Below are 26,051 nucleotides of genomic sequence, written 5' to 3' on the forward strand. Positions count from 1 at the left end.
TAATAAAAAAGAAGACCAATATGTACGATCCGCTGATTAACTCGCATCCTAATAATCAAACGTTTGCCCCTAGCTATTGGGCAAGCACTCAAGCCTTACCCGCACCAACTGCTGCATTGTCTGGCCGCCAACAAACCAACGTTGCCATAGTAGGTGGTGGCTACACAGGCTTATTAACGGCCTATTATTTGGCAACCGAATTCAATATAGATTGCCATGTGTTAGAGGCCAACCAAGTTGGTTTTGGTGCCAGTGCGCGCAATGCTGGGTTTGTATTAAAAGGTTCGGGGCGTTTAGGGTACGCCGCCATGACTCAGCGTTGGGACTTAGCAACGACCAAGGGTATATACGATGAATTCACTCAAGCGGTAGCTAGAGTTGATGGGCTGATAAAACAACACAATATTGATTGTGAACCGCAAGAAGCGGGTTACTTGAAGGTGGCGCATAATCCTAAAGCATTAGTTACGCTGCAAAATGCTGCTAACTACATTCAACAAAATTTAGCCGATAGCCAAGACTCAGATGCCGAGTTTATCTCAAGCCAAGATTTTCGGGCTCAGTATTTAGATCATCATCAGGCCTATGGCGCGCTGCGTTTAAAAGACGGTTTTGGTCTCAATCCGCTTAAATTACTACTGGGTTATAAGTCGATGGTACAAAACCAAGGCGTGACTATTTCTGAGCAATCTTGCGTATTAGATTGGATTGAAGAGGGCGGCAAGCATCGTTTGATTACCGAAAGTGGTGAGCTGATTGCCAATAAAGTGATTATGGCGGGTAATGCTTATACCCCTAAACGGTTTAATCAGCGTATAGACGATAAATTTTTGCCTATATTAAGCAATGTGATTGTAACCGAGCCGCTTACCGCTCAAGAGCTTGCAGAGGCCGGTTTACATACTCATCAAGTGACCATGGACACCCGTATTTTAAAATACTATTACCGTTTATTACCTGACAATCGTTTATTGTTTGGTGGCCGTGGTGCGGTGTGGGGCAAAGATGCTGCTAATCCCGTTTATGGCGAGCGCTTAAAAATGGCATTAAATAAGTGCTTTCCAAGCTTAACCAATAAAGCGATTGCTTATAATTGGACGGGTTGGATTGCTGCTGCAATGGATGATATGCCCCATGTGTATAGCAAAGATGGTGTAGGGTACAGTTTAGGATATTGTGGTGCAGGAGTGTCTTTTAGTAGCCAAGCTGCGTATCGCTTAGCGCAAAGTATTGCGGGGGAAACATTACCCAATTTACCTTTGTATCAACAACCTTTGCCTAAGTTCCCCTTCACCCAAGCAAGACGGCTTGGGCAATGGGGTTATTATCATTATGGTTGGTTGAAAGATCGTTTTGGTTAACCGCCCATTTCTAGGTTAATAGGCGGCTTCTTAGTTAACCTATTACTTCACCAGTGCTTATTTTAGTTTCGTCTAATGGCTCAATTTTGAAATTGAAATAAGCATAAGATGCACTAATAAACGGACACACTAAGTTAAAGAAGGCGTAGGGCAGGTAAGCGACAGTCGCTACCCCAAGTGTACTGGCCATAAAGGCACCACAGGTATTCCATGGCACTAGCGGACTGGTTACGGTTGCTGAGTCTTCTAGTGAACGGCTTAAATTAACCGCCGCCAATTTACGGCGAGTGTATTCCACTTTTAACATTCGACCTGGCAGTACAATGGCTATGTATTGGTCCGCAGTAATGATGTTAGCGCCAATACACACCCCAAGGGTGGTAATAATCAAGCTAGCGGAACCCGTTACTACGGTGAGAATACTTTCTAAAATACGATTCAATAATCCAGTGACTTCCATTACGCCACCAAATGCCATAGCACACAGAATTAACCACACTGTCGTGACCATGCTGCTCATGCCACCACGGCTTAATAAATTATCTAATACCTCATCGCCCGTGTTAGCGACATAGCCGTCAAACATGGCTATCCATAAACCTTTTACTAACGCCACAATCGGCACTAGCGTGTCGTCGTGTACAAAGGCTATCACGTTATCAAACTGAAACAATGCCGCGCACACCGCACCAGCTAAGGTACCTAATATGACCGTTGGAAATGCTGGCATTTTGCGGTTAGCTAAATACAACACCACTAATAACGGGATCAATAAATGTATTCCTGGGCTATAGGTCTTATCCAATAAAGCCAAGGTATCTGCGAGTTGGTTTTCTATCGGGGCAGCCTCTGCTGTAAGGCCTAAAAAAGTAAAACCAATCAGGGCAATGATAATGCTGGGTACTGTGGTCCATGTCATGTGGCGGATATGGCTAAAAATGTCTGTACCCGCAACAGCAGGGGCAAGGTTTGTGGTGTCTGACATGGGTGACATTTTATCACCAAAATACGCGCCACTGATGATGGCACCAGCAGTAATATTGACATCTAATCCCATTGCAGACGAAATACCCACTAAGGCAATACCTAAGGTACCTGCAACGGTCCACGAGCTACCAATACTCAGTGCAACCACCGCACACAATAAACAGCAGGCAGTATAAAAGTAGTCTGGGTTAAGGATTTGCATACCATAATAAATCATCGTCGGAACTGTACCGGCTAAAATCCACGTACCAATGAGCGAACCTACGCTGAATAGAATCAATAAAGCACCGGTCGCAACACCAATACTTTTGACGATACCCCGTTCCATTTGATTCCAGCTATAACCATTTTTATAACCGATGATCATGGCAATACATGCCGCTAACACTAATGCGATTTGATTGGCGCCTGATGAGCTGTCTGAAGAAAACAGATAAACCGCTGCCGCGAGCATAAGAATAAGTGCAAAAACGGGGATTAGTGCATCAAGCAAGCTGGGTTGCTTGTGCTCGGAGGGTGTCGTTTGAGACATGAAAGGTCCTTTATTATCATTATTATTGACCAATATCGATAAAGCGATTTGGTGTTAGTTGTTATTAATTAATTGTTGTTGATATCAAATCAGGTCTAGAGATGAAGTAAATATTTGAAAGTGAGAATGGTTCACCGTCGAATATCTCTACCTGAGATTTTTTGTTTATAAGTTGATAACTTATTTGTAACAGACACACATCCTGACATAAAAAGATGTGATAAGTCGAACATTGTTAGCTTTGAGGGGAGAACTTTTGAAAGGATATGGTGACTATTATGGAACTGTGTGATTAGTTAGTTATTTCTATTGGTTATATATGCGTAAGAAGCTAGATCGTATGAATAAGTTTGAATAAGTTTGAAAAAACACGGTTGAGGATATCCGCTGTAACCAGAGATATCCTCATTAAAAGGGGAGACTGTAACTAATTTTGTGTAACTGCTTATCAAAACGTACTCTATTGAGAGTTAAAAATAGGCAGATAATCATGAACAAAAAAGATATTGAAGCTTTTGCTAAAGAAGCAGCTAAAAGCATTAAAACACCAGAAGACTTAAATCAATTTAGTCAGATGCTCAAGAAGATAACGGTCGAGGCCGCTCTTAATGCCGAAATGGATGAACACCTGGGTTATGAGAAACACCATAAATCCACTTCTGCTAATAGCCGTAACGGGAAAACCAGCAAGCGCATTCAAACTGAAGATGGCCAGTTTGAGCTTGATACGCCGCGAGACCGTGAAGGCAGTTTCGAACCTCAGTTAGTTAAAAAGCACCATACCTCTATGGACGATAAAATATTGTGGCTCTACGCTCAAGGCATGAGTACTCGTGATATCGTTCAAGCCTTTGATGAATGGTACGGCGCAGAGATATCACCCACGTTAGTTTCTCGCGTAACCAACGCCGTTCTCGAGCAAGTTATTGAGTGGCAAAGTCGACCTTTAGATGCCATTTACCCAATCGTTTACCTTGATTGTATCGTCATAAAAATCCGTCAGGATAAGCGCGTTATCAACAAATCAATTTTCTTAGCATTAGGAATTAACCTTGAAGGCCATAAAGAACTAATGGGGCTTTGGATAGCTGAAAATGAAGGGGCTAAATTTTGGTTAGGTGTCCTCACTGAACTGCAGCAACGAGGCGTTGAGGACATTCTCATCGCTTGTGTTGATGGCTTAAAAGGCTTCCCTGACGCTATAAATACCGTTTATCCAGATACTCATGTACAACTCTGTATCGTACATATGGTCAGAAATTCGTTAAAGTACGTATCGTGGAAAGACTACAAGGCAGTCACAGCGGACCTTAAGAGCATTTATCAATCCGCAACGGAGGAGGAAGCGTTACTCGAACTCGATCGTTTCAGCGATACCTGGGATGAGCAATACCCCCAAATAAGCAAGTCATGGCATAATCATTGGCATAACTTAAATACGTTTTTTAACTACCCTCAGGATATTCGTAAGGCTATCTACACAACAAATGCTATTGAGTCATTAAACAGCGTGATTAGACGAGCGTTGAAAAAACGTAAGGTATTCCCAAGTGATGACTCAGCTAAAAAAATGGTTTACCTTGCTATAAAAGAAGCCAGTAAAAAATGGACCATGCCCATTCGAAACTGGCGTACTGCGATGAATCGATTTATTATTGAATTCGAAGACAGAATTGTGAAACATATTAACTAAATTGCAGTTACACAGAATCTGTTACACCCTCTAAAAGGGGCGACTTTTTTAGCATTTATAGGTCAATATTACTTAATACGCCGTAACAATTATTTATTTAAATGTTTCAAGATGGCTTTTTCTGCATCAGCTTTAGTGGCTTTACCTTTAGGGATATCAACTTTTTCTAAGGCTTTATGGCCTGTCATATCTTCTGCAATATTTAACCAATCAGTATGCCAATAGAAAGAGTTGCCATTGGCGGTGTGCCAATTATGAAGCCCTGATTTTTCGCCTTGATAAATCAGGTCGCTGTTATTAAATCTCATTAAATCCTCCAATAATCATTTCGATTATGTTATCTAAAGTACAGGAGTTCGAAGCATTAAACTAACCAAACTCCTTTCTAATTATTAGATTGCTCTTTGAAGTGTGTTATTTTCGTGATCTAAATCATAGAAGTTGTTAATTATAGCTAAGGTAAACTGTAATTAATCTTTGATACATATGCAGATTATAAAAAAACCTGTGATGTTGCCATCACAGGTTTTTAGCGAACTAAATTAACTATTCAGTTATTAGCTTTTAGCTTGCTCGCGCGCAATGGCGCGATAGGCAATATCAGTACGAAAATACACATCATCCCAATGAATGGCATCTACTAATGCGTAAGCCGACTTTTGCGCTTCGGTCACCGTGTTACCTAATGCGGTAGCACATAATACTCGGCCGCCATTAGTGACAACATGGCCGTCTTTAATACTAGTACCAGCATGGAACACTTTACCGTTGGTATCGCCAAGAGTTAAGCCGTCAATGACATCACCTTTGTGATAAGCATCTGGATAACCGCCAGCGGCTAACACAACGCCTACCGCTGCACGCAAGTCAAACTCTGCAGTTACTTTGTCTAATTCACCACGAGTTGCGGCTAAACAAAGTTCTACAATATCTGACTGCAAACGCATCATAATCGGTTGGGTTTCTGGGTCGCCAAAGCGGCAGTTGTATTCAAGCACTTTCGCGCTACCGTCTGGTGAAATCATTAAACCTGCGTATAAGAAGCCGGTATAAACGTTACCTTCAGCGGCCATGCCATCTACCGTTGGACGGATAACATTAGCGATAGTCCAGTCGTGTACCGCTTGAGTCACAACGGGTGCAGGAGAATAGGCTCCCATGCCGCCAGTGTTAGGGCCATAGTCGCCATTATCGCGGGCTTTATGGTCTTGGCTGGTGGCCATAGCAAGAATATTCTTACCGTCTACCATGACAATAAAGCTGGCTTCTTCACCCTTCAAGAATTCTTCAATTACCACACGTGAACCGGCATCACCAAACTTATTGCCTGCTAGCATATCGTCAATGGCTGCATCGGCTTCTGCTTGGTCCGCAGCGATGATGACACCTTTACCCGCAGCTAAACCGTCGGCTTTAATTACAACCGGAAAGCCTGTTTTGTTTGTGAGTTCGGTAACGTACGCTTTAGCTGGAACGATGTCGGTGAAGTTTGAATATTCAGCCGTTGGAATATGATGACGAGCCAAAAAGTCTTTAGTAAAAGCTTTTGAAGACTCAAGCTGTGCCGCGCCTTTGGTTGGGCCAAAAATGGCTAAACCAGCTGCATTAAAAGCATCAACTAGGCCTAGCGATAATGGTACTTCTGGGCCGACAATAGTAATCGCGATGGCATTATCTTTGGCAAAGGCGACAAGTGCGTCAATTTGCTCGACATCAATTGCAACGTTTTCTAACTTAGGTTCTAAAGACGTACCAGCATTACCGGGTGCAACAAACACTTTTTCAACTTGAGCGGACTGAGCCGCTTTCCAAGCTAGAGCATGTTCACGACCGCCACCACCAATTATAAGTACCTGCATCTTTAATCCTTTTATAGCTATGCTCTAATTCGTTAAACAAAATTTAAAAAGTATCGCTTGTTATCTATGTTTGCAAAAGCATTTAGCAAAAACATGATTGATAAGCGATACCTATATTTGATATTAGCGTTTATTAGTGGCGGAAGTGACGCATGCCAGTAAACACCATGGCCATACCGTGCTCGTCTGCTGCGGCGATGATTTCTTCATCGCGGATTGAACCACCCGGTTGGATGATACAACTAATACCCGCTGCTGCAGCTGCGTCAATACCATCACGGAATGGGAAAAACGCATCTGATGCCATTACTGAGTTTTCAACCACTAAGCCTTCATCGGCAGCTTTAATGCCCGCAATCTTAGCAGAATAAACGCGGCTCATTTGGCCTGCGCCGACACCAATGGTCATACCATCTTTGGCGTAAACAATGGCGTTAGATTTAACAAACTTAGCCACTTTCCAGCAGAACATTAAGTCTTTTAATTGTTCAGCGGTTGGTTGACGCTTCGATACCACTTTAACGTCGGTTAAACTCACCATACCTTGATCGCGGTCTTGTACTAACAAACCACCGTTAACGCGTTTGTAGTCAAGTGAAGTTGTTTTAGTGTTCCATTCACCACATTCTAATAAACGCACGTTAGCTTTTGCTGCAATGATATCGCGTGCGGCTTGGCTGACTTTAGGGGCAATGATGACTTCAACAAACTGACGGTCAACAATCGCTTGTGCCGTTTGAGCATCTAACTCTTGGTTAAAGGCGATGATGCCACCAAATGCTGATGTTGGGTCAGTTTTAAATGCGCGGTCATAAGCTTCTAACAAGTTAGCGCCTAATGCCACACCACAAGGGTTGGCATGCTTAACAATAACGCAGGCTGGGCCTTCGAATTCTTTTACACATTCAAGAGCTGAATCGGTATCGGCGATATTGTTGTAAGACAAAGCCTTACCTTGTAGCTGAATAGCACTGGCAACAGAGGCTTCATCAATTTGCGTGTCGACGTAAAATGCCGCTTTTTGATGACTGTTTTCACCGTAACGTAAGTCTTGTTTTTTTACAAACTGACTATTGAAAGTACGTGGAAATGTTGAATCATCATGACATTCGTCAGTGCTGTGTGCAGGAACCATGGTGCCAAAATAATTAGCAATCATACCGTCATATGCAGCGGTGTGTTCAAAGGCTGCAATGGCTAAGTCAAAACGTGTTGCGAGTGTAGTGCTGCCGTTGTTGGCTTGCATCTCTGTGATGACGCGGCTGTAGTCTTTAGCATTAACCACAATTGTGGTGTCTTTGTGGTTTTTAGCTGTAGAACGAACCATGGTAGGGCCGCCAATGTCGATGTTCTCGACTGCATCCGCTAAAGTGCAACCTGGTTTTGCTACAGTTTGAGCAAATGGGTATAGGTTAACCGCAACCAAATCGATTGGGTTAATGGCATTTTGTTCCATGACGATTTCGTCAATACCGCGACGGGCTAAAATGCCGCCGTGGATTTTTGGATGTAGGGTTTTAACACGACCATCCATAATTTCTGGATGACCAGTGTAGTCAGAAACCTCAATTACCGGGATGTTATTGTCTGCAAGTAATTTTGCAGTACCGCCCGTAGATAGGAGTTCAACACCTTGTGCATGCAGCGCTTGTGCAAATTCAAGGATTCCAGTTTTATCTGATACGCTTAATAGCGCGCGACGAATTGGTCTGACATTATTCATGTAGGTACAGGGTCCACTAGTTAGATTTTAAGGATCTTTCGTAAAACAGAGTCATCAAAAATCCGCTTTACCAAAGTCCCTCATGGTGTGTTTTGATTGTTTAACACCTTCTAGACTGATTGCATTGTGATTCTGGCGGGCGTATTTTATCGTAAACCGCTTCTATTGGGTGTTTTTTCTGTGTGATTTCACAATATTGAAATAAGAACAAAGATACATAAAGATAATCGTTGAACAACCCTTGACCTTGGATGTAACTCTAAGGTTTATACTAATGTATAATTTGGAGTACCTAATGCTAAAATTTATCTCTATCTGAGGTTGAAATATGTACCGAATAGGTGAACTGTCTGCCTTGTACGACATTAAGGCTGACACATTACGGTTTTACGAAAAGCACGGTTTGCTGTCGCCATCAAGCCGATCTGATGCCGGATATCGATTGTATAACCACAGCGATTCTGAACGACTTAAATTTATATTACGTGCCAAGGCTGTCGGTTTTTCACTTAACGATATTACCGAGTTATTGTCTATTGAAGTTGATAGGTCTAACCGTGCCTGCGCTGAAGTAAAAGGTGTAGTCGATACCAAGCTTGAGCAAGTAGAAGCCAAATTAGCTGAGTTGCAACATTTTGCGACTTCGCTGAAAAGTTTATCGAATACCTGTTGTGGCGGCCCTGATAGTGCTGAGCATTGCTCAATACTCGAAGCGTTAGAGTCGTCAGATAAGCATATTATTGCCAAAAAAGAACATCATCATTTTGCCTCATCAGGTCATAAGGACTAATTATGTTATTGACCAATTTTATGCACTTATTTTTAGAATCCGCACCATGGTTATTACTGGGTTTGGTGCTAGCTGGGTTGCTTAAAGTGTTTGTGCCTATGGTATGGATGCAAAAGCAACTTGGTGGGCATGGAATGAAAACCGTAGTGAAAGCTGCATTATTAGGCGCACCTTTACCTTTATGCTCGTGTGGCGTTATTCCAGCCGCAGTAGGTTTGCGTCGCGCTGGAGCTTCAAAAGCGGCAACGACTTCGTTTTTAGTGTCGACACCAGAAACGGGAGTTGATTCAATTACTGTGTCGTATGTATTACTTGGACCTTTTATGGCCATAGTGCGACCTATTGCAGCTATTACCAGTGCCATAGTAGCGGGTTTATTGGTGGGGCGTGATGACGATGATGGTATTCCTGCGTCAACATCTGTTAAAGCACAAACGGCAAATGATTCAACAACGAGTGCCAAACCGGTTTCATCATGCTGTGGGTCCAAATCAACTACTAGCTCTGATAGCGGCTCTGAAATAAAATCAACATGTAAAACAGCCACTAGCAACATGCAAAATGCTAGCGTAAAAATGACTGCGATTAAACCAGAAGCAGTTAAGCATCAATCGGTGTTGAGCCCAATGGCGCCAGCGAGTTCGCTAACTGGCAATGTTTTAGAAGCGAAACAGAGTAGCTGTTGTAGCAGCAAAGCAACTGATAAACCTATTGAATCTACACCTTCAGGGTGTTGTAGTAGTAAAGTAAAAGTCGAAACGGCATCAAGCTGTTGCAGTAGCAAAACCGACTCACAAGCTGAAGTGGCACCCACAAGTAGCTGTTGTGCCGCTAAAGTGGTAAGCCATGCGCCGAGCGAAAGTAATGACGAAGCCAGTTGCTGCGCTTCAACTCAAGATTTGGCAACAGAACTGAAGCACAACAGCGTGTTTAGTCGAGTATTATCTGGCTTACATTATGCAGCCACCGATTTGGTTAGAGACACAACGTTGTGGTTATTAGTGGGACTATTTTTTGCTGCACTAGTACAAACGTATGTACCAACTGACTTTTTGGTTAAATGGGGCGATGGTATTTTGGCGATGTTAGTGATGGTATTAGTGTCGATTCCTATGTATATCTGCGCTACTGCCTCAACGCCTATTGCTGCTGGTTTGCTATTAGCAGGTGTGTCGCCTGGTGCGGTATTAGTCTTTATGATGGCAGGGCCAGCGACCAATATTGCCACCTTAGGCGTGGTAACTAAAGAATTAGGTAAACGCGCATTGTATGGCTATTTAGGGGGCGTGATTGGGGTGTCGCTGGTGTTTGGTGTGTTGGTCAATTACTTAGTCGACACGTTTGGTTTTGAAGTCATGCCGCAAATAGGTGAAGAACATGCTTTATTGCCAGCTGGTGTAGTGGCCGTTTCTGGCATCGTGCTTGCTGTGTTAATGGCCAAAGTCTTGTGGGACATGATCCCAAAAGGTAATAAAGAAAAAAGTTGTTGCTCATAATGAATGAGTCAAAATAGATTAACCAATATGTGCTCACCAAACCTTGTCTAGCCAAAAATCGCGTTAAGTTTTTCTGCTAATCTGATGCCTGCCTGCTGTAAACGTTGTTCGATAATCGGCGTATTAATAAATACATAGTGAAAACGTAAGTCATCTTCGCCTTGATAATTCTTTTCTAATTGGTAGGTATTTTCTCTTAGTTGTTTAGACTCATCAGCCCATTGAAAATAGCTTTTCCCTACCCACAAAGTGCGTTGTTTATCTGTAATGCGGTTTAAAAAATGGCTGTATTCTGTGTAACTTAATTGTTGCTGTTCAATTAGTTTGCTGTCCCACACAGTATGTAGATTAGTGTCATCACCAAACCATTTGATTTTTATTGTATTTCCACCTTTATCATGGCTGTGGCCAACATGAAGAGGTTGGTGAATATCACCAACAAAGTGTACGTAAAATGCTAATGCTTGCCACTTATCTTGCTGACTTGCTTTAGGATTTTTTAATACTTTTTCAAAACGTTGCAAACTTTCGATGATATCGCCATCAGGATTGCGTTTGACGCTTTGCCAAGTCTCATCGTCTTCAATTGAAATATAATGCCATGGCGCCGCACGATCCCAAGTTTTATCGGAGCGAATTTCATCTGCCCAAGTCGATATCTGCGCTAAGCTTTCGCCATCCGTTAGTTGGTTTATTTTCTGTTGGGCTTTTGGGATTAAATTGTCTTGAGCGATTTGGCCCACAATTCTATGGCCTAATTGACCAAATGCTTCAGCTGGAGTGCTGAGTGTTAGGCTGATAAATACACTGCCAGCAAGCAGTAACATGTTATTCAGTAAAACAGACGATTTCATAAAACTTCCCAATTCATTGTTGTTTCTAAGGCAAGAGCGGCGTCTTTAATGTGCCCGCTTACAAAATGATTTTTGTTCCGTGACACAGACTTAAGTCGCGACTATATAGCAACTATATGACATTTATGTGTTACTCCAAGGTTGTTTTACTGTTACTTACTTCGTTTAAAAATGACATTAAAATGCAACATATTCTCTCTAAGCTTCGCCCTGAAGTTTTTGCTCTATTGATTTACTAAGCCCGATAAAAGGGTAACTAAACACTAAAATATTCAGGGGTCTGAAATGTTGTTTAATCATAAGATGAGTCGTCTCGCGCTAGCGACATGTTTTGCTATGGGAATTGCTTTACCAGCAATGGCGGCTGATACCGCATCTGATATCCGAGGTCATATTGTTGGGCCTGCGGGTAATGCCGTTACCGATGCAAAAATTACTATTATCCACCAACCAACAGGCACAGTTACTGAAGTGCCAGTAAGTGCTTCGGGTCAATTTACCGCTCGAGGATTACGTGTTGGCGGTCCTTACATTATTAAAGTCGACTCTGATGCATTTGCAGATACCGAGGAAGGTAATGTATACCTTGGATTGGGCGAAACATTCCGTTTTAACCGGACGCTAGAAAATGTGACCAATATGGAACGTGTTGGCGTCGTTGGCAGTGCAATTTTTCACCGCAGCGCTGGCGGTAACAGTGATTTTGGTGAGCAAGATATCGCTAACGCGCCCGGTATTAACCGTGATTTAAAAGATGTGTTGCGCCAAAACCCAATGGCGGTTGTGGGTACAGATGGTATTTCAATGAGCGTGGCGGGCATGAACCCACGGTTTAACACTTTTGTTGTAGATGGTATTTCTCAAAACGATGATTTTGGACTTAATTCAAATGGCTATCCAACTCAGCGTTCACCTATTTCTATTGATGCAGTAGAGAGTGTTGCGCTTAATGTATCACCTTATTCTGCTCGCAGTGGTGGTTTTACCGGTGCACAAATTAATGCGGTAACTAAGTCGGGTACCAATGATTTATCCGGTACCGTTTTTTGGGAAACTACCAATGACAGCATGGCGGGTGATGGTAAAGATCAAGACACTGGCGAATCATTAACCCAAGATTTTGAAGAAACCACATTTGGTGGAACAGTTGGCTTTCCTTTAATTAAAGATACGTTATTTTTCTTTGGTTCATATGAGAATTTTGATGCGCCAAAGTCGGCAGAATGGGGACCACAAGGCGGCGGTTTTGCCAATGAGTCAGATATAACGTCAGAAGAACTTACTCAGGTTCAACAAATCGCTCAGTCTGTTTATGGTCTTGAAAGCATTGGCGGTTATACCACCTCACCACAAGAAAAAGATGAAAAGATCTTAGCTAAAATAGATTGGAACATTAATGACCAACATCGTGCCAGTTTTACTTACCAATCGACCATAGGTAATTTAACTAACAACATGTCATCGAGTGATTCGTCATTAAAATTATCAAGTACTTGGTATGACAAAGAAGAAACCTTAGAGACTTACGCAGCAAATTTATACAGCGATTGGACTGACGATTTTAGTACAGAAATCAAAATTGCTTACAAAGATACGACCACTAAATCGAAAACAATTGATGATTTAGGCATTGGTATGGTGACAGTGCAAACCTACGAAGATTCAGGTGACAACATAATTTTTGGCACCGATAGATCTCGCCAAGCAAATGAATTAAATAATCAAAATCTTGAGCTACGCTTTGTAGGTGACTACTATTTAGGTGACCATGATATTGGCTTTGGTGTGCAATATAATAGCGTTGAAGTATTTAACTTGTTTGCTCAAGATGTACTGGGTACTTGGGAGTTTGATTCTATTGACGACTTTGAAAATGGCGCGGTAGGTGATTTTAATTATCAAAATGCCATTTCTGCTAATGTGAATGATTTAAGTGCTAGTTATAACATGGACACTTTAGCGTTGTTTGTTGAAGATTCATGGGATATTACTGAAGATTTAGAGCTTACGTTCGGCATGCGTTATGAAACAATTAGTATGTCTGACGCACCTACGTTAAATGATAATTTTGTTAGTCGATATGGATTTTCTAACAACGAAACCTTAGATGGCCAAGATATTTGGTTACCGCGTGTGGGACTTAAATATTTATTAAGCGATGATGTGACCTTATACGGTGGTGTGGGTCGATACAGTGGTGGTTCTCCGTCAGTATGGATTTCAAATAGTTTTTCAAATGATGGCAATAGCTTATTAAGTTATAACGAAGGTTGGAATGACACTTGGGGAACGCCTGATTTTGCTAATGTTCCAACTGAGGCTCAAACGGGTTTAGTGGGTGGTGATGGTAACGTCAATGCTATTGATCCTAACTTTGAATTACCTTCTGACTGGCGTGCAAGTATTGGTTTTGACAGTACGTGGGATTTAGGTGCCTTAGGTGATGATTGGTTTGTAGGCGGTGAATTTTTATATATCCAAAAAGAAAATGACTTAGCGTGGGTTGACTTAGCCCGTCGCGAAGTCAATGTTGATGGTACTGGGCGTGTTGTGTATGAAACATGGGACCCATTAGCTAATAATGGTGCTGGCGGTAATACTGAACGTTATGACCTAATGTTAACCAATGCTGAAGATGATGGTTCAAGTAAAACATTGAGCTTCTCTATTGCTAAAGAGTGGGATATGGGCCTTAGCATGCGTGCTGGTTATGCTTATAACTCAGTTAAAGAAGGCAACCAAGGTTCATCTTCTACAGCAACATCTAACTACCAATATACTCCAGTGCAATACGATCGTAATGGCACAACCATGGGAACTGGGTATTATGAAACACCACATCGTTTCACGTTCAGCTTAGGTTATGACGTGGAATTTGTAGCAGGTTACAACTCAAGCTTTAATTTATTCTATGAGGCGAGAGAAGGTAGTCCAGTAACATGGGCACTAGGTTCATATCGTGATGGTAATTTAGGTGACCAAAGCTATTTTTCTAGTTCATCATATTACTTACCTTATATTCCAACAGGGGCTGATGATGCCAATGTCGAGTATGCTGGTGGATTGACTTATGAGGAATTTAAAGCGGCCATTGATGAAATTGGTTTAAGTGAATATGCAGGAAGTATTGCTCCCAAAGGTACTGACAACCAACCATGGATCCACCAGTTGGACTTCCGTTTTACTCAAGAATTACCAGGGTTTACTGATGAGCATAAAGGTATTTTATACTTTGATATCAAAAATGTGCTTAACCTAGTGAATGATGATTGGGGCGTGGTTGAATACCAAAGCTACAATACGGCTAAATTGGTTGATCATGACTATAATGCTGATACTGGTGTTTATACATATTCAGTACCCTATGGTCAAGATGGTATCGAAACCAGTAATCACAACACTTATGATATCAATCAGTCTGCTTGGCAACTTAAAGTAGGTGTGAAGTACAAGTTTTAATATTGGTTAATTAATCACTGTTGAATGGTGTACGAACAAAAATACCGAGCAAATGCTCGGTATTTTTATGTTGCTATAATGTGTAAATGAAGCTTTTTATAAATAAATATCTTTATAAAAACTATTTATGAACTACTTGATATTACTAGCAATATTTTCAGGAACATGTTTAGCGTGCTTGGCTGCACGTTTCTCTTTTAAAGACATTGCCGGTTTCTTCTTCGCTTCTTTTGAATTATTACGTTCTTTGCTCATTTGTATTACTCCTAGTATGCATAATGCGTAACTAACTTAATGAAATTCTTGTTATCAGTACCAAATGTGCTTATTAATCAGTCACCTGATACTCACTTAGAATTTGAACAATTTATTGAACCAAACTTATCATTGATATTGCGAATACTGGGGTGAAATAACCTATCCAGAAGATGAACATTAATCACCCGACACATTTGATAATAGCACCTAGTTAGTTAAAAATAGCTATATATCCTATAGATTATTTTATGCTTAAAAACGTTTTTTTAATTATGAGATTTGCGAGTCACAAAATCTGGAACCTCAAGCACTCCTTCATTCCAACGATCAAACAATGCAGTATATAAAAACTCTACAAAAACGCGGTATTTTCTAGGTAAATATACTCGTTGAGGAAAACTCAATGTTACTTTAGTTTGCATCATTGGGAAGTCTTCCAAAATTGGCACTAGTTGTTGATTAGCTATGGCTTCTTGTGCAATAAATACTGGTACGGCCGTAATGCCTAATCCTTCAATAGCGGCTTCTCTGGCAAAAGTGACATTATTGACTTTAAGCTGTGCGGGCGGATCAAGGTCAAGCCAATGAGTTCCATCAAAAATACGCCAACCGCCATCTATATGGGCGGATTGTAATTTTATTGCTGTGTGGTGTATTAAATCTTGTGGAACCAATGGCGTGCCATGTTTCTGTAGGTAATTCGGGCTTGCCATCAATACTCGACTGGCCGTAACAAGTGAATAACTTTGCAACCTTGAGTCTTGTTGCTCAGTAATTTGAAACAGAAAATCGACCCCTTCTTCAATTACATCTACCTTTCGATTTGTCAGTTCAGCATCAATGGTAATGTTGGGGTAAGCCGCCAGAAACCGAGCAAAAATACGACCTAAAAATAATTGGCCTAACTCGATAGGACAAATCACTTTTAAATTGCCTTTAATGTCTTGTTGGCTAGCGCTGAGAAGATCTTGAGCATTTTGTAAATCTTGCAAAATTTTATTGATGCGATGGTAATAACTCGACCCAGCTTCAGTGAGCTTTAACGCCCTTGTCGTTCGAAACAACAGCTGTACACCAGCATCGGCTTCTAAGTCTGCCACCTTACGGCTTACCGTCGCTTTGGTTATCCCAAGTGCTTTAGCTGCACCAGTAAAGCTGCCTTGCTCTACAACTTGCGAGAATATTTGAACACGATTGAGATCCATATTGTTACACCTGTGGAACAGTAGGTTGAATTTTTACTATCTAATAAAGTAGAGGAAACAGTAGTAAACTAGAGCAGAATAAATTAGGAGTCAAACATGTCTATCAATAAGCGGTTAGTGTTAGTACCAAGTATTATTTTAGCGTTAGTTGTTGCAGGCGTTTATTGGTGGTCACAAGTTCGTTATATCGAGTCAACGGATAACGCCTATGTTGAGACAGACATTTCTAACATTAGTGTCAAAGTACCAGGCTATATTGTGCAGTCTACTGTGGTTGATAATCAGCATGTCAATGCAGGTGAATTATTAGCACAGCTGGAAGACAGCCAGTTTGTCGCCAAGCTAGCACAAAGCCAAGCGGTGCTAGCCAGCTCGAAAGCTAACTTACAAACTCTGGCAGCTAAAGTTGATTTGCAACAAGCATTAATTAACCAAGCTAAGGCAGCTGTTGTGGCATCTCAGTCTGAACAATTAATTGCCAAACAGCAACTTGCGCGTTCACAAAAGCTAAAAGCCAGTAATTACAGCTCGCAAAATGATGTGGATCAACTGCAAGCCAACTTTGACTCGGCTTCTGCTCATGTAGACGAAGCGCAAGCTGCACTTGTGGCGAAGCAGCGTGAATTGTCGGTATTTAATGCACAGTTGTTGGAAGTTCATGCTGATGTTGATCAAGCCAAAGCCAGTGTAGAGCTGGCTAATATTCAGTTAGCTGATACACGTATTACGGCACCATTTTCCGGCATTATTGGTAAACGTGGTGCCTTAGTGGGCCAATATGTACAGCCAGGACAAGCCCTGTTCAGTTTAGTACCAGACTCACAAGTGTGGATAACGGCTAACTTTAAAGAAACTCAAATAGAGCATATGCAACCTGGTCAACATGTAAAAGTTAGTTTAGATGCTTATCCTGATGATATTTTTAATGGTTTTATTGACAGTTTAGCACCTGCGTCAGGTTCTAAATTTAGTTTGTTACCCACTGAGAATGCTACCGGTAATTTCACTAAAATTGTTCAGCGTATTCCGGTCCGTATTCGTCTTGAGCGCGATCAACCATTATCAACTGTTGGGCGTATTTTGCCTGGATTAAGTGCCGTGGTTAAAGTTGATACTGAATCTGCGACCCAATCACACGCACTAGCTAAGTCATCAGTTGGCCAGCAAGCACCTGTGACAGCAGGACACTAATATGAGCCAGTCAGCTGCAGAGGTAAATACTTCTGAAGTTCATCCTAATAATACCTTAGATAACAAACCGACAGGTTATCAGCGGGGAAGTTTTCGATCTTGGGTAGCGGTTATTGGTGGATTAATTGGTGCGTTTATGGCGATTTTGGATATTCAAATCACCAACGCGTCGATGAAAGAGATTCAGGGCAGCTTGGGGGCGACGCTAGAAGAAAGTAGTTGGATTGCCACGGCTTATTTAGTGGCTGAAATGATCGCTATCCCGCTCTCAGGTTGGTTGAGTACAGGATTATCTACTCGTCGTTATTTACTGTGGACCACAGCAGCTTTTATTGTCGCGTCGGTATTATGTTCAATGTCCTGGAACCTTGAATCGATGATCGCTTTTCGGGCTTTGCAAGGGTTCTTTGGCGGGGCATTAATTCCATTGGCATTTAGACTGATCCTTGAGTTTTTACCTGACAATAAGCGCGCCATGGGGATGGCATTGTTTGGGGTGACGGCCACATTTGCACCGTCTATTGGCCCAACATTAGGAGGCTGGCTTACCGAACAATTTAGCTGGCATTATTTATTCTACATCAATGTTCCGCCAGGTTTATTAGTGATGGCGATGTTGGCTTATGGTTTAGAGCGCCAATCGATTATTTGGGATAAGTTAAGAGATGCCGATTACTCTGGCATTGTCACCATGGCATTGGGCATGGGCTGTTTAGAAGTCGTGTTAGAAGAGGGCAACCGTAAAGACTGGTTTGGCTCTGATCTTATTCGCAATCTCGCCATAATTGCCGCGATTAATATCAGTTTATTTATTTGGATCCAGTTACGTAAAGCGCAGCCATTAGTGAATATCCGTTTGCTTGCTCAGCGCGACTTTGCGTTGTCCACAGTGGCTTACTTTTTATTGGGTATGGCCCTATTTGGTGCCATTTACATGATCCCGCTGTACTTATCCCAAATTCATGATTATACGCCGTTAGAAATTGGCAAAGTGATTATGTGGATGGGCTTTCCGCAGTTATTAGTGCTGCCATTTGTGCCAAAATTAATGCAAAAATTTGATCCGCGCTATTTGGCAGCGCTGGGTTTTGCGTTATTTGCGACGAGCTATTATATGAATAGCCATATGACTATTGATTACGCTGGCGATCAAATGATTACCTCGCAAATTGTGCGTGCTTTAGGGCAACCGTTTATTTTGGTTCCTATTGGAATTTTAGCAACAATGCACCTTAAACCGCACGAAAATGCCTCTGCTTCGACGGTATTGAATGTGATGCGTAATTTAGGTGGGGCGTTTGGTATCGCGATGGTGGCGACGTTAACTGATAACCTTGCGAGAGGGCATCTGGCGCATATTAAAGAGACTTTACCGGCCGTTAGTTCACAAGCGTATAATTATATAGAACATACCAGTTCTATATTGCAAATTGCGGGTTCTGATGCGGTGAGTGCTAATGCTCAAGCTTATGCCTTGCTTGCTAAAAATATGTCACAACAAGCGTATATTCAAGCCTACAATGACGTGTTTTTTATCATGGCGTGTTTTCTTTTCACTGCTGTCATCGCGGTTTTGTTTATCCGAAAACCACCCGAAAAAAACCCATCTGATGAACCAAATGAAGTACATTAATCATGTTAATATGGCTTGAGTTTGGCAGAAATAAATAAGGTTTTTGATGACAGTACAATGGTTAGACGTTGGTTTTTCTGAATTGACGCTTGAACAGCTTTACGGGTTATTACAATTGCGAGTCGATGTTTTTGTTGTGGAGCAAAATTGTCCATATTCTGAATTAGATGGAAAAGATAAACATCCGCAAACCAGGCACTTATTGGGTGTGAATGAACAGGGTGATATAGAGGCTTATAGCCGCGTGTTAGCGCCCGATATTAGTTACCCTCAAGCAAGTATTGGCCGTGTCGCTGTTACTAAATCGGCGCGAGGTCAGGGTGTTGCAAATCAATTAATGCAGCGAGCAATAGCAATTGCCAAACATCGCTGGCCTGAAGACCATATCCAAATTGGTGCTCAAGATTATTTACGTCATTTTTATCAACAGCTTGGATTTGTGGTTAATTCTGATGTGTATCTCGAAGACGGAATTGAACATCTTGATATGCTGCTAATGTATAAAACTAAGGAAACATAATGCCAGATTATACCATTAACACCCAACAGATTGTTTGCGTGGCCCAATTTGTGGCAAAAGCGGGCAAGCGTGATGCCTTAATTGCGGTGTTGGCAAGTTTAGTGCCCGATACCCGTTGTGAGCTAGGCTGTATTCGTTATGAATTGAATGTCAGTATTGAAGACGATAATAAAGTCGCCTTTGTTGAAAAGTTTGCTAGCCGTGAGGCGTTCGATCAACATTGTGCTAAAGATGCTATTGCACATTATTTTCATAATGTCATGCCTGAGCTGGTTGAGTCGCACCATGTTGAAGTATTTAACCAGGTAATTGCTTAAGCATTTTTGAGCAAATATACACAGATGTTAATAATACCAATCTCATTAAATATCTGGTCAGTTCAGAGTCACTCAGGTTTTTTAATTCAAGGCGCATTGATGTAGAAATGGTTGTTCCCTTTTAAATCGATGTAACACAGAAGTGGAATACCTGAGAGACTCCATTCTGGCGGGTTTCAAAGTCCTTTATCCTTCGTTAGATGCTTTCAAAATAGAATCACTATTCGCTTCAATCATCTGCCTTGTCTACAGCACTTTGAACTCCCGCTGAAAGATCACATATTTAATAGGATTGGTATAAGATAATAAATACAAAAATGCCAGTCTACATAGACTGGCATTTTTTATTCATTTATGGTGTTTAGCCGAAGCTTATACCAGAATGATTAGAAGTCGTAACGTGCGCCAACAGTGAAGATGTTGTCATCTTCTAAATCAACTTTCGCTAATCCAACTTTATGGTCGCCTTCATACATCGCATAGTGGCCATAAACTAATGTTGACTTAGATACACGGTAATCAGCACCTACAGTAATTTGGGTAACATTAATATCAGTACCATATTCGGCAACGCTGTTTGTAAAGTACTTACCAAATCCAGCTTCATCTTGACCGTATTCAGCTTTTAAGTTTACGCCGTTAAGGTCGTAAGCTACGTTAACGAAGAAAGAATTACCTTCTCTATAATCTTCGTCATTTACTTGGCTTTCAGTGTTTTGGAATAAACCGCCTACTTTAAAGTCACCAAATTTAGCTTGTGCAACACCACGATAAGAATCTGTTCCATTAATGGTGTTGTAGCCAGCAGCTAAATAATAGTTGTGCGCTTTGAATTTTTTATCACCAATTGTAGCACTTAATGCATATTGGTCTTCGTCTGAACCTTCGTAGTTGTCATCCATTAAATACGTTGCATTTAATGTCACTAAACCACCAAGCATTGGAGAGTAGTACCAAACGCCATCAGCTACACGATCTTGGTCATCAACTAAACGGTCCATATCGGCATTCGTGTTACCGAATAAATCAACACCACCTTCAGTTTGTTTAAATACAGTGTCGTTACGACCCACTAATACTGTACCTGCATCAGATTTCAAACCTAAGAATGTGTTACGTGCTTTAAATACCACATCATCACCACTCTTATCTTTAGTTTGAGTAGTGTTTTCAACTTGGAATTCCATTTGGTATAAAAGCTCAATACCGTTGCTGATTTTTTCACTACCTTTCACACCTAAGTTAGAAAAGTTGCTTTCTAATACAGTACCGTCTTTACCGTTTTGAGTCGTAGCGCCTTCATCAGAGTTAGATACTGATAAATCTAAACGACCATAGAAACTTGGGCCTTCAGCAAGTGTAGCGAAAGAAACTAATGTAAGTACAGATGCTACCGATGCAGAGATTAATGTCTTTTTCATCTTTCATGCTCCCTAGAACGTTATGTTCTATATTCCATTTTTCATGGTTTTAGTTAGTGAAGTTGGTTGCAGATTAAATTCTGCAACAATCTGGTGCAGATTTTCACAGATTTGGCACCTTCAAAGTGTGGCCTAGATCAAATAAATTGGCCCTACTTAGAAATTTGTATTTAAATCTGTGATAACAGCGACCATTTGTATAATTAAGAGACAATGTGGGTTGCATATACCTCTTTAGGGGTGTTCCTATTTTGCTTTAAATAAGCTAGCTATCTCTAAGTGAGTTATATCGCACTATTTTAGCGCATGTTAATTTAACTTTTGTGAATTTTTTATGATAAATTTTATATCTTTAGTCTAATTAGGTCGTAAATTGTACATATTTGGAACGTTTTTTGATAAATGAATTTTGCTTGAGATTATTGTGACAATAAATGTTTTATTATCAATATTAATTTAATCAAAAATGTAACGTTTTGGTGCAGCTCATTGAGTTAAAACTAACAATAACAAGATTCATATAAAACCTGTTGTGACAAGCATTTAGCTTTGGGGATAAATCGTATAAAATTGGCCGCGAAAATAGTTGTTAATCTAGGGCGTAACCAAATGTTGTCAGAATCTTATACTCATCGTTTTGCAGGTATCGGCCGTTTATATGGTCAACCTGCATTGACGACATTTTCTAAAGCTCATGTTGTTGTTGTTGGTATTGGTGGTGTTGGTACTTGGGCTGCAGAAGCGTTAGCGCGAAGTGGTATTGGTCAAATCACCCTCATTGATTTAGATGATATCTGTGTCACTAATACCAATCGTCAAATCCATGCATTAACCTCAACCATTGGTCAGTCGAAAGTTGAAGTTATGGCAAATCGTATTCGTGACATAAATCCAGAATGCATAGTTAATGAAATTGAAGACTTTATTACCTTAGATAATCTTGCTGAGTATTTTAAGCCAGTCTCGCAAGACGGCAACATTGATTATGTGATTGACTGTATTGATGCCGTAAAGCCTAAAGCGGGATTAATCGCTTGGTGTAAACGCAATAAAATCCCATTAGTGACAATTGGTGGTGCTGGTGGGCAAACTGATCCAACCTTAATTCAAGTTACTGACTTAGCGAAAACGGTCCAAGATCCTTTATTGGCTAAAGTGCGCAATATACTTCGTCGTGATTATCATTTTACCAAAAACCTCCAACGTCGCTTTGCTGTAGATGCGGTGTTTTCGAGTCAACATCTAGTATATCCACAAGCAGACGGCAGTGTATGCAACACCAAGGCGACGGCAGAAGGTAGCATGCGGATGGACTGTGCTTCTGGTTTTGGCGCAATAACAATGGTTACAGGCACATTTGCTTTTGTTGCGGTCAGTCGCGTGCTAACCAAATTAGCCGCTAAGTAAGCTTAATACCCTTAGTACAGATGTTAAATATATGACGTTATTTCCAACGGAATACATTTACGTGCAGGCGTAGTCAGATAAACCCGATAAAGAGGAATGAACATCAATAAAGTTGGATGTATCTATTATTTTTCTGGCATATATATTGCTTTATCGTAGTAGGTTCAAAAATCTGACACTGCGGGTAAGTTATAATGAAAATGAAAATTAGATCTATCAAGTTATTGAATAGCAAACACTTGTTTGTAAGTGCAATGTCGTGGATTGTAGTAACATGTACAAGTTTGCTCTTTGTGCCCAAACATTTATTGGCGGTTTTATCGTTAGACCAACTTGTTAATCAATACAGTCAGTTTATTGGCTTAGGGTTAATTATTGGTGTGGCATATTTTTTAAGCCAAATTATCGCCTTTGTTGTCGATGAATCCATCATTTATTTACGTCAAAAACGTACCGTAGAAACCATTGAAGCCAAAGTGAAGTTGCTTGATCCTGCTGAAAGAGCCTTGCTACGAGAATTCTTTTTGCAAGGGCAAACAATACTAACACTGCCACAAAACGAATTAGCGGTTAAGAATTTAGTCCAGACAAGCATCCTCGAAATGCTAGGTAATGAGCGTCACTATGCTATACAAGGACCAACAGCGGAATACAAAATCTCCATGCAAGCACGTAATTATTTAAATCGTGATGTATTACGTTTACCAGCAGGTGAGCCGAGTGCAGAAGAAATGAGTTATCTGATAAAGACGCGACCACATTTTATTAATGGATTGGTTCAATCGCGTAAGCATGCAGTATAGCGGTGTATAAGGTGCGATTAGCCACCTTAGCAGTATTTTTAGCTGTATTTTGAATTTAGGTTGATGTGGATAAAAAAATTGGGGGCAAATAAAGTAGCCCCCCAAATCCGGCTATAAAAACACCGTAGTGTTTAGTCGCCTTTGTATATTTCGCAAGGAAGTTTTCATATTAACTATGAATAATAAGCAGTAAAATAACTTGGCCTAATAAGAGACTCACTTAGTAGGTGCAGACTTAACAATAAACATCCACGATAAGTAAGACATAATACCTATCGTGCTGAAAATAACGATCATGGACAGTAAACCGATTGGATTTCCAAACATTAAATCTAACCAAAATGCCATGTTACATATCCTCTGTTATTGTGAAATCAAGGTCATAGTAAAAGGGAATTTATGTTGTAATACTGATCTTGATCAATTTTCAGCTTGGGTAGTGTTATTTTTCTGTAAAATTGTCTATTAGCTCACAAAAAGTCTTTACCCTACTTTAATTCGTTCCTATGAATAACTTTTGAGCAATTGAGTGTTTTTTAAAGAAAAGAATAGGTAAAGGGCTTGCGATTATTACATGCAAAGGTATAATCGCCACCACTTAATTGTGACAACGTAAATTAAGTAATTGTACTATACGTTTGCAAAGATATTTGGCTAAATCAGATTACTTTGCAAAGTTAAATATAGCTTAATAAGTCTTTGCCGGTGTGGTGAAATTGGTATACACGACGGATTCAAAATCCGTTGACGAAAGTCGTGTCGGTTCAAGTCCGACCACCGGTACCATTATTTGAAAGCCCTGTTCTTAATTGAACGGGGTTTTTTTATGTCTCTAATTTATTGATTCTGTGTCTACTAGCTTTATCAATACGATCTCAACCTATCATTATAGGCCGCCATAAGATTAATCAATTAACAGAAAATGGCTGACCTCAAACTACAACGAGTTAAAATCTTTGTCTACTGCGCGTTATGTTCTAGCTACGATGCAAACGGGTAATAGTTTCAAGTAAGCCGATCTTATATCAATTCCATTAATTAGGTGTTCAATCAGAGTTACTCAGGTATTTCAGTTTGCGGCACATTGTTGCAAGAATGGTAGTTCCCTTGTAAAACAATGCGACAACGAAATGGTAAGCCTGAGTCGCTCCCGAAGGGCGGGTTTCTGCAGTATTCTAGGATGCTTAATATTATTTTGACGTACGACTGCATGGTCTATTTTTTCCATAAAAAGTAAGACATTCTCATCATCTATGGCAGTCAGATGCAGGAGATAAAGCAACGCAGGAGCTGTGTCGAGAACAACTATGCCTACAATCTTATATTTGCCTAGAAGGCGCAGAACTCCCGCTGAATGACCAGTTAATTATTGGCATTGGTATCACATACTATATTGGCAATTTATGTGTGAAGTGATTTTAGGCAACACAATTTATAAAACCTACATTGGTAAACACACCTTTAAAATAAAAGTTCATAATAATTGCTTAGGGGATCATTGCAGTTTCAGCATGTGCAGAGTGGCGACTCTGTCAGCGGTTGTCATTCAAAATATGATTTGTTTGATGTGTAGACTAGATTCATATTATGTAAACAAAGTTTAATGTAATTATTAATATTATATGTTTTAAATAAATTTATATTTATCAACCCATTAATATTATTTTGGGGTGGTGTAATGTATTACATACCGTTTTCACGCTTATACAGTATTGCGATTGTATAAGTGAGGAATTACGTTTATCTGTATTAGTCATGTTTTGACGCTTATAAGAAGGAGTTTCCATGCAAACGCAATTTAATGTGCAAATTGGTTCTTTTCGTAAAATCAATAAAATCCCTAATGCTTGGTCAAATGAAGATTACCTTCAATTGATGGCAATTATGGGCTTAGATGATGGTTTAGAAGGCATGGATGCTGCTGAGCTTAGAGAAATGTGCATGATGTCCCTTAATGATTTAGAGGTAAATGAAGCTGCTAAAATCGTTTTGACTCATTTATTTACTGAATTAACAGAGGGTAAAATTGATCAAGTAAGTAACGATATGGTTGGAGATAGGTTATGGGAAGAATATTCTGATTGCCTACTTCATGAAGGTTTTTTTAGCGCTTATGCATTATTGAGAGAAGCATTTAATGGTGTTTTTGCCGAGCCTACTGGGATTGAATTTACGGTTAATGTAACTGCAACAGATGCAGATGATTTAACTATTTTTGACGAGTCATTGCATGCATCGATGGTGCGTCTTTTGGCCTCAGGGTTATCTCCAGATGCATTATTACATCGATTGTATGAAGATCAACTTACAGGTACCCAATTTCCTGAAGCCACAGGGATTTTGTGGCAATTAGAATCAGTATCAAGTGAAGGCTTATCTCGTCAGTTTAAGATGATCAGCTCAGATTTTTGGTTCGGAAAGTTAGCCGATGTAGAGCAATTTGAAGCCTCTGCTCATGCTGATGAGTCAGATGAAAATGAATAACTAAGCTCATCACGTTTCATTTATTTAGCCAAAAAGTGCTGATAATAACTAGTAGCAA

The 26,051-nt window shown here is 40.5% G+C and carries 21 protein-coding genes and 1 tRNA gene; 13 read left to right on the plus strand and 9 right to left on the minus strand.

What is annotated here, in order from left to right; all coding sequences use genetic code 11:
* Positions 1 to 20 precede the first annotated feature (20 nt).
* The gene (locus FH971_RS02350; protein WP_140233202.1) at positions 21 to 1,361 is read left to right on the plus strand and encodes an NAD(P)/FAD-dependent oxidoreductase; all 1,341 of its coding nucleotides are present in this window, start codon (positions 21 to 23) and stop codon (positions 1,359 to 1,361) included.
* Positions 1,362 to 1,395: 34 nt separating this feature from the next.
* On the opposite strand, the gene nhaC is transcribed toward FH971_RS02350, so the two are convergent.
* On the minus strand, positions 1,396 to 2,880 hold the full coding sequence (nhaC, locus tag FH971_RS02355; RefSeq protein ID WP_140233203.1) for a Na+/H+ antiporter NhaC: 1,485 nt from the start codon (positions 2,878 to 2,880) through the stop codon (positions 1,396 to 1,398).
* Between the two features lie 490 nt (positions 2,881 to 3,370).
* Here nhaC and FH971_RS02360 point away from each other — a divergent pair, with 490 nt between their 5' ends.
* Complete coding sequence (locus tag FH971_RS02360; RefSeq protein ID WP_140233204.1) at positions 3,371 to 4,573, plus strand: IS256 family transposase; 1,203 nt, start codon at positions 3,371 to 3,373, stop codon at positions 4,571 to 4,573.
* 89 nt (positions 4,574 to 4,662) lie between these two features.
* On the opposite strand, the gene FH971_RS02365 is transcribed toward FH971_RS02360, so the two are convergent.
* The 3 genes from FH971_RS02365 to purH all read right to left on the minus strand — a co-directional run bounded on the left by FH971_RS02365 (position 4,663) and on the right by purH (position 8,155).
* Complete coding sequence (locus tag FH971_RS02365) at positions 4,663 to 4,881, minus strand: hypothetical protein (RefSeq protein WP_137223295.1); 219 nt, start codon at positions 4,879 to 4,881, stop codon at positions 4,663 to 4,665.
* A 249-nt stretch (positions 4,882 to 5,130) separates the two neighbouring features.
* Positions 5,131 to 6,432, minus strand: a complete 1,302-nt coding sequence (gene purD / locus FH971_RS02370; protein ID WP_140233205.1) for a phosphoribosylamine--glycine ligase — start codon at positions 6,430 to 6,432, stop codon at positions 5,131 to 5,133.
* Positions 6,433 to 6,565: 133 nt separating this feature from the next.
* Complete coding sequence (gene purH, locus FH971_RS02375; RefSeq protein WP_140233206.1) at positions 6,566 to 8,155, minus strand: bifunctional phosphoribosylaminoimidazolecarboxamide formyltransferase/IMP cyclohydrolase; 1,590 nt, start codon at positions 8,153 to 8,155, stop codon at positions 6,566 to 6,568.
* A gap of 328 nt (positions 8,156 to 8,483) precedes the next feature.
* Between purH and zntR the strand changes: the two genes are divergently transcribed.
* Together zntR and FH971_RS02385 are read left to right on the plus strand one after the other, a co-directional pair.
* A complete protein-coding gene (gene zntR / locus FH971_RS02380) occupies positions 8,484 to 8,945 on the plus strand; it encodes a Zn(2+)-responsive transcriptional regulator (RefSeq protein ID WP_140233207.1) in 462 nt (153 codons plus the stop codon).
* A gap of 2 nt (positions 8,946 to 8,947) precedes the next feature.
* Positions 8,948 to 10,441, plus strand: a complete 1,494-nt coding sequence (locus tag FH971_RS02385; RefSeq protein WP_140233208.1) for an SO_0444 family Cu/Zn efflux transporter — start codon at positions 8,948 to 8,950, stop codon at positions 10,439 to 10,441.
* Positions 10,442 to 10,488: 47 nt separating this feature from the next.
* Here FH971_RS02385 and FH971_RS02390 read toward each other — a convergent pair whose 3' ends face one another.
* The gene (locus FH971_RS02390) at positions 10,489 to 11,295 is read right to left on the minus strand and encodes a S1/P1 nuclease (protein WP_140233209.1); all 807 of its coding nucleotides are present in this window, start codon (positions 11,293 to 11,295) and stop codon (positions 10,489 to 10,491) included.
* Between the two features lie 285 nt (positions 11,296 to 11,580).
* On the opposite strand from FH971_RS02390, the gene FH971_RS02395 reads away from it, so the two are divergent.
* Positions 11,581 to 14,754 carry a TonB-dependent receptor gene (locus FH971_RS02395; protein ID WP_140233210.1) on the plus strand — a complete coding sequence of 1,058 codons (3,174 nt, stop codon included), beginning with the start codon at positions 11,581 to 11,583 and terminating at the stop codon, positions 14,752 to 14,754.
* A 132-nt stretch (positions 14,755 to 14,886) separates the two neighbouring features.
* Here FH971_RS02395 and FH971_RS20620 read toward each other — a convergent pair whose 3' ends face one another.
* Together FH971_RS20620 and FH971_RS02400 are read right to left on the minus strand one after the other, a co-directional pair.
* Positions 14,887 to 15,009, minus strand: coding sequence for a hypothetical protein (locus tag FH971_RS20620; RefSeq protein WP_276611788.1), 123 nt, complete (start codon positions 15,007 to 15,009; stop codon positions 14,887 to 14,889).
* A gap of 269 nt (positions 15,010 to 15,278) precedes the next feature.
* Complete coding sequence (locus FH971_RS02400; protein ID WP_140233211.1) at positions 15,279 to 16,217, minus strand: LysR family transcriptional regulator; 939 nt, start codon at positions 16,215 to 16,217, stop codon at positions 15,279 to 15,281.
* 96 nt (positions 16,218 to 16,313) lie between these two features.
* Here FH971_RS02400 and FH971_RS02405 point away from each other — a divergent pair, with 96 nt between their 5' ends.
* From FH971_RS02405 to FH971_RS02420, 4 genes are read left to right on the plus strand one after another with little or no spacing between them, the layout of a single operon-like run.
* Complete coding sequence (locus tag FH971_RS02405) at positions 16,314 to 17,408, plus strand: HlyD family secretion protein (RefSeq protein ID WP_140233212.1); 1,095 nt, start codon at positions 16,314 to 16,316, stop codon at positions 17,406 to 17,408.
* Position 17,409: 1 nt separating this feature from the next.
* On the plus strand, positions 17,410 to 19,041 hold the full coding sequence (locus FH971_RS02410; RefSeq protein ID WP_140233213.1) for a DHA2 family efflux MFS transporter permease subunit: 1,632 nt from the start codon (positions 17,410 to 17,412) through the stop codon (positions 19,039 to 19,041).
* Positions 19,042 to 19,087: 46 nt separating this feature from the next.
* Positions 19,088 to 19,561 carry a GNAT family N-acetyltransferase gene (locus FH971_RS02415; RefSeq protein WP_140233214.1) on the plus strand — a complete coding sequence of 158 codons (474 nt, stop codon included), beginning with the start codon at positions 19,088 to 19,090 and terminating at the stop codon, positions 19,559 to 19,561.
* Positions 19,561 to 19,878, plus strand: a complete 318-nt coding sequence (locus FH971_RS02420; protein WP_140233215.1) for a putative quinol monooxygenase — start codon at positions 19,561 to 19,563, stop codon at positions 19,876 to 19,878. The genes FH971_RS02415 and FH971_RS02420 overlap by 1 nt, the downstream gene beginning before the upstream one ends.
* A gap of 386 nt (positions 19,879 to 20,264) precedes the next feature.
* Here the strand turns inward: FH971_RS02420 and FH971_RS02425 are convergent, their stop codons facing one another.
* Positions 20,265 to 21,299 carry a porin gene (locus tag FH971_RS02425; RefSeq protein ID WP_140233216.1) on the minus strand — a complete coding sequence of 345 codons (1,035 nt, stop codon included), beginning with the start codon at positions 21,297 to 21,299 and terminating at the stop codon, positions 20,265 to 20,267.
* Positions 21,300 to 21,908: 609 nt separating this feature from the next.
* Between FH971_RS02425 and tcdA the strand changes: the two genes are divergently transcribed.
* Positions 21,909 to 22,706 (plus strand): tRNA cyclic N6-threonylcarbamoyladenosine(37) synthase TcdA, encoded by a 798-nt coding sequence (gene tcdA, locus FH971_RS02430; protein WP_420853461.1) that lies wholly within the window; start codon positions 21,909 to 21,911, stop codon positions 22,704 to 22,706.
* 200 nt (positions 22,707 to 22,906) lie between these two features.
* Entirely contained in the window at positions 22,907 to 23,509 is a 603-nt protein-coding gene (locus FH971_RS02435) for a superinfection exclusion B family protein (RefSeq protein WP_420853476.1), read from the plus strand.
* A 216-nt stretch (positions 23,510 to 23,725) separates the two neighbouring features.
* On the opposite strand, the gene FH971_RS02440 is transcribed toward FH971_RS02435, so the two are convergent.
* Positions 23,726 to 23,857 (minus strand): DUF3149 domain-containing protein, encoded by a 132-nt coding sequence (locus FH971_RS02440; protein WP_137223265.1) that lies wholly within the window; start codon positions 23,855 to 23,857, stop codon positions 23,726 to 23,728.
* Positions 23,858 to 24,210: 353 nt separating this feature from the next.
* Between FH971_RS02440 and FH971_RS02445 the strand changes: the two genes are divergently transcribed.
* A tRNA-Leu gene (locus tag FH971_RS02445) sits at positions 24,211 to 24,295 on the plus strand.
* Between the two features lie 999 nt (positions 24,296 to 25,294).
* Positions 25,295 to 25,993, plus strand: coding sequence for a hypothetical protein (locus FH971_RS02450; protein ID WP_140233217.1), 699 nt, complete (start codon positions 25,295 to 25,297; stop codon positions 25,991 to 25,993).
* The last annotated feature ends 58 nt before the right edge of the window (positions 25,994 to 26,051 follow it).

Source organism: Shewanella polaris, assembly GCF_006385555.1.
Lineage (GTDB): Bacteria > Pseudomonadota > Gammaproteobacteria > Enterobacterales > Shewanellaceae > Shewanella > Shewanella polaris.

Excerpts from the sequence above, each read along its gene's own strand:
- purH (WP_140233206.1), bottom strand. The coding sequence starts at position 8,155 with ATGAATAATGTCAGACCAATTCGTCGCGCGCTATTAAGCGTATCAGAT.
- FH971_RS02405 (WP_140233212.1), top strand. The coding sequence starts at position 16,314 with ATGTCTATCAATAAGCGGTTAGTGTTAGTACCAAGTATTATTTTAGCG.
- FH971_RS02425 (WP_140233216.1), bottom strand. The coding sequence starts at position 21,299 with ATGAAAAAGACATTAATCTCTGCATCGGTAGCATCTGTACTTACATTA.
- FH971_RS02415 (WP_140233214.1), top strand. The coding sequence starts at position 19,088 with ATGACAGTACAATGGTTAGACGTTGGTTTTTCTGAATTGACGCTTGAA.
- FH971_RS02365 (WP_137223295.1), bottom strand. The coding sequence starts at position 4,881 with ATGAGATTTAATAACAGCGACCTGATTTATCAAGGCGAAAAATCAGGG.
- FH971_RS02420 (WP_140233215.1), top strand. The coding sequence starts at position 19,561 with ATGCCAGATTATACCATTAACACCCAACAGATTGTTTGCGTGGCCCAA.
- nhaC (WP_140233203.1), bottom strand. The coding sequence starts at position 2,880 with ATGTCTCAAACGACACCCTCCGAGCACAAGCAACCCAGCTTGCTTGAT.
- FH971_RS02360 (WP_140233204.1), top strand. The coding sequence starts at position 3,371 with ATGAACAAAAAAGATATTGAAGCTTTTGCTAAAGAAGCAGCTAAAAGC.
- FH971_RS02435 (WP_420853476.1), top strand. The coding sequence starts at position 22,907 with ATGAAAATTAGATCTATCAAGTTATTGAATAGCAAACACTTGTTTGTA.
- FH971_RS02400 (WP_140233211.1), bottom strand. The coding sequence starts at position 16,217 with ATGGATCTCAATCGTGTTCAAATATTCTCGCAAGTTGTAGAGCAAGGC.
- FH971_RS02395 (WP_140233210.1), top strand. The coding sequence starts at position 11,581 with ATGTTGTTTAATCATAAGATGAGTCGTCTCGCGCTAGCGACATGTTTT.
- FH971_RS20620 (WP_276611788.1), bottom strand. The coding sequence starts at position 15,009 with ATGAGCAAAGAACGTAATAATTCAAAAGAAGCGAAGAAGAAACCGGCA.
- FH971_RS02350 (WP_140233202.1), top strand. The coding sequence starts at position 21 with ATGTACGATCCGCTGATTAACTCGCATCCTAATAATCAAACGTTTGCC.
- FH971_RS02440 (WP_137223265.1), bottom strand. The coding sequence starts at position 23,857 with ATGGCATTTTGGTTAGATTTAATGTTTGGAAATCCAATCGGTTTACTG.
- FH971_RS02410 (WP_140233213.1), top strand. The coding sequence starts at position 17,410 with ATGAGCCAGTCAGCTGCAGAGGTAAATACTTCTGAAGTTCATCCTAAT.
- tcdA (WP_420853461.1), top strand. The coding sequence starts at position 21,909 with ATGTTGTCAGAATCTTATACTCATCGTTTTGCAGGTATCGGCCGTTTA.
- FH971_RS02450 (WP_140233217.1), top strand. The coding sequence starts at position 25,295 with ATGCAAACGCAATTTAATGTGCAAATTGGTTCTTTTCGTAAAATCAAT.
- zntR (WP_140233207.1), top strand. The coding sequence starts at position 8,484 with ATGTACCGAATAGGTGAACTGTCTGCCTTGTACGACATTAAGGCTGAC.
- FH971_RS02385 (WP_140233208.1), top strand. The coding sequence starts at position 8,948 with ATGTTATTGACCAATTTTATGCACTTATTTTTAGAATCCGCACCATGG.
- FH971_RS02390 (WP_140233209.1), bottom strand. The coding sequence starts at position 11,295 with ATGAAATCGTCTGTTTTACTGAATAACATGTTACTGCTTGCTGGCAGT.
- purD (WP_140233205.1), bottom strand. The coding sequence starts at position 6,432 with ATGCAGGTACTTATAATTGGTGGTGGCGGTCGTGAACATGCTCTAGCT.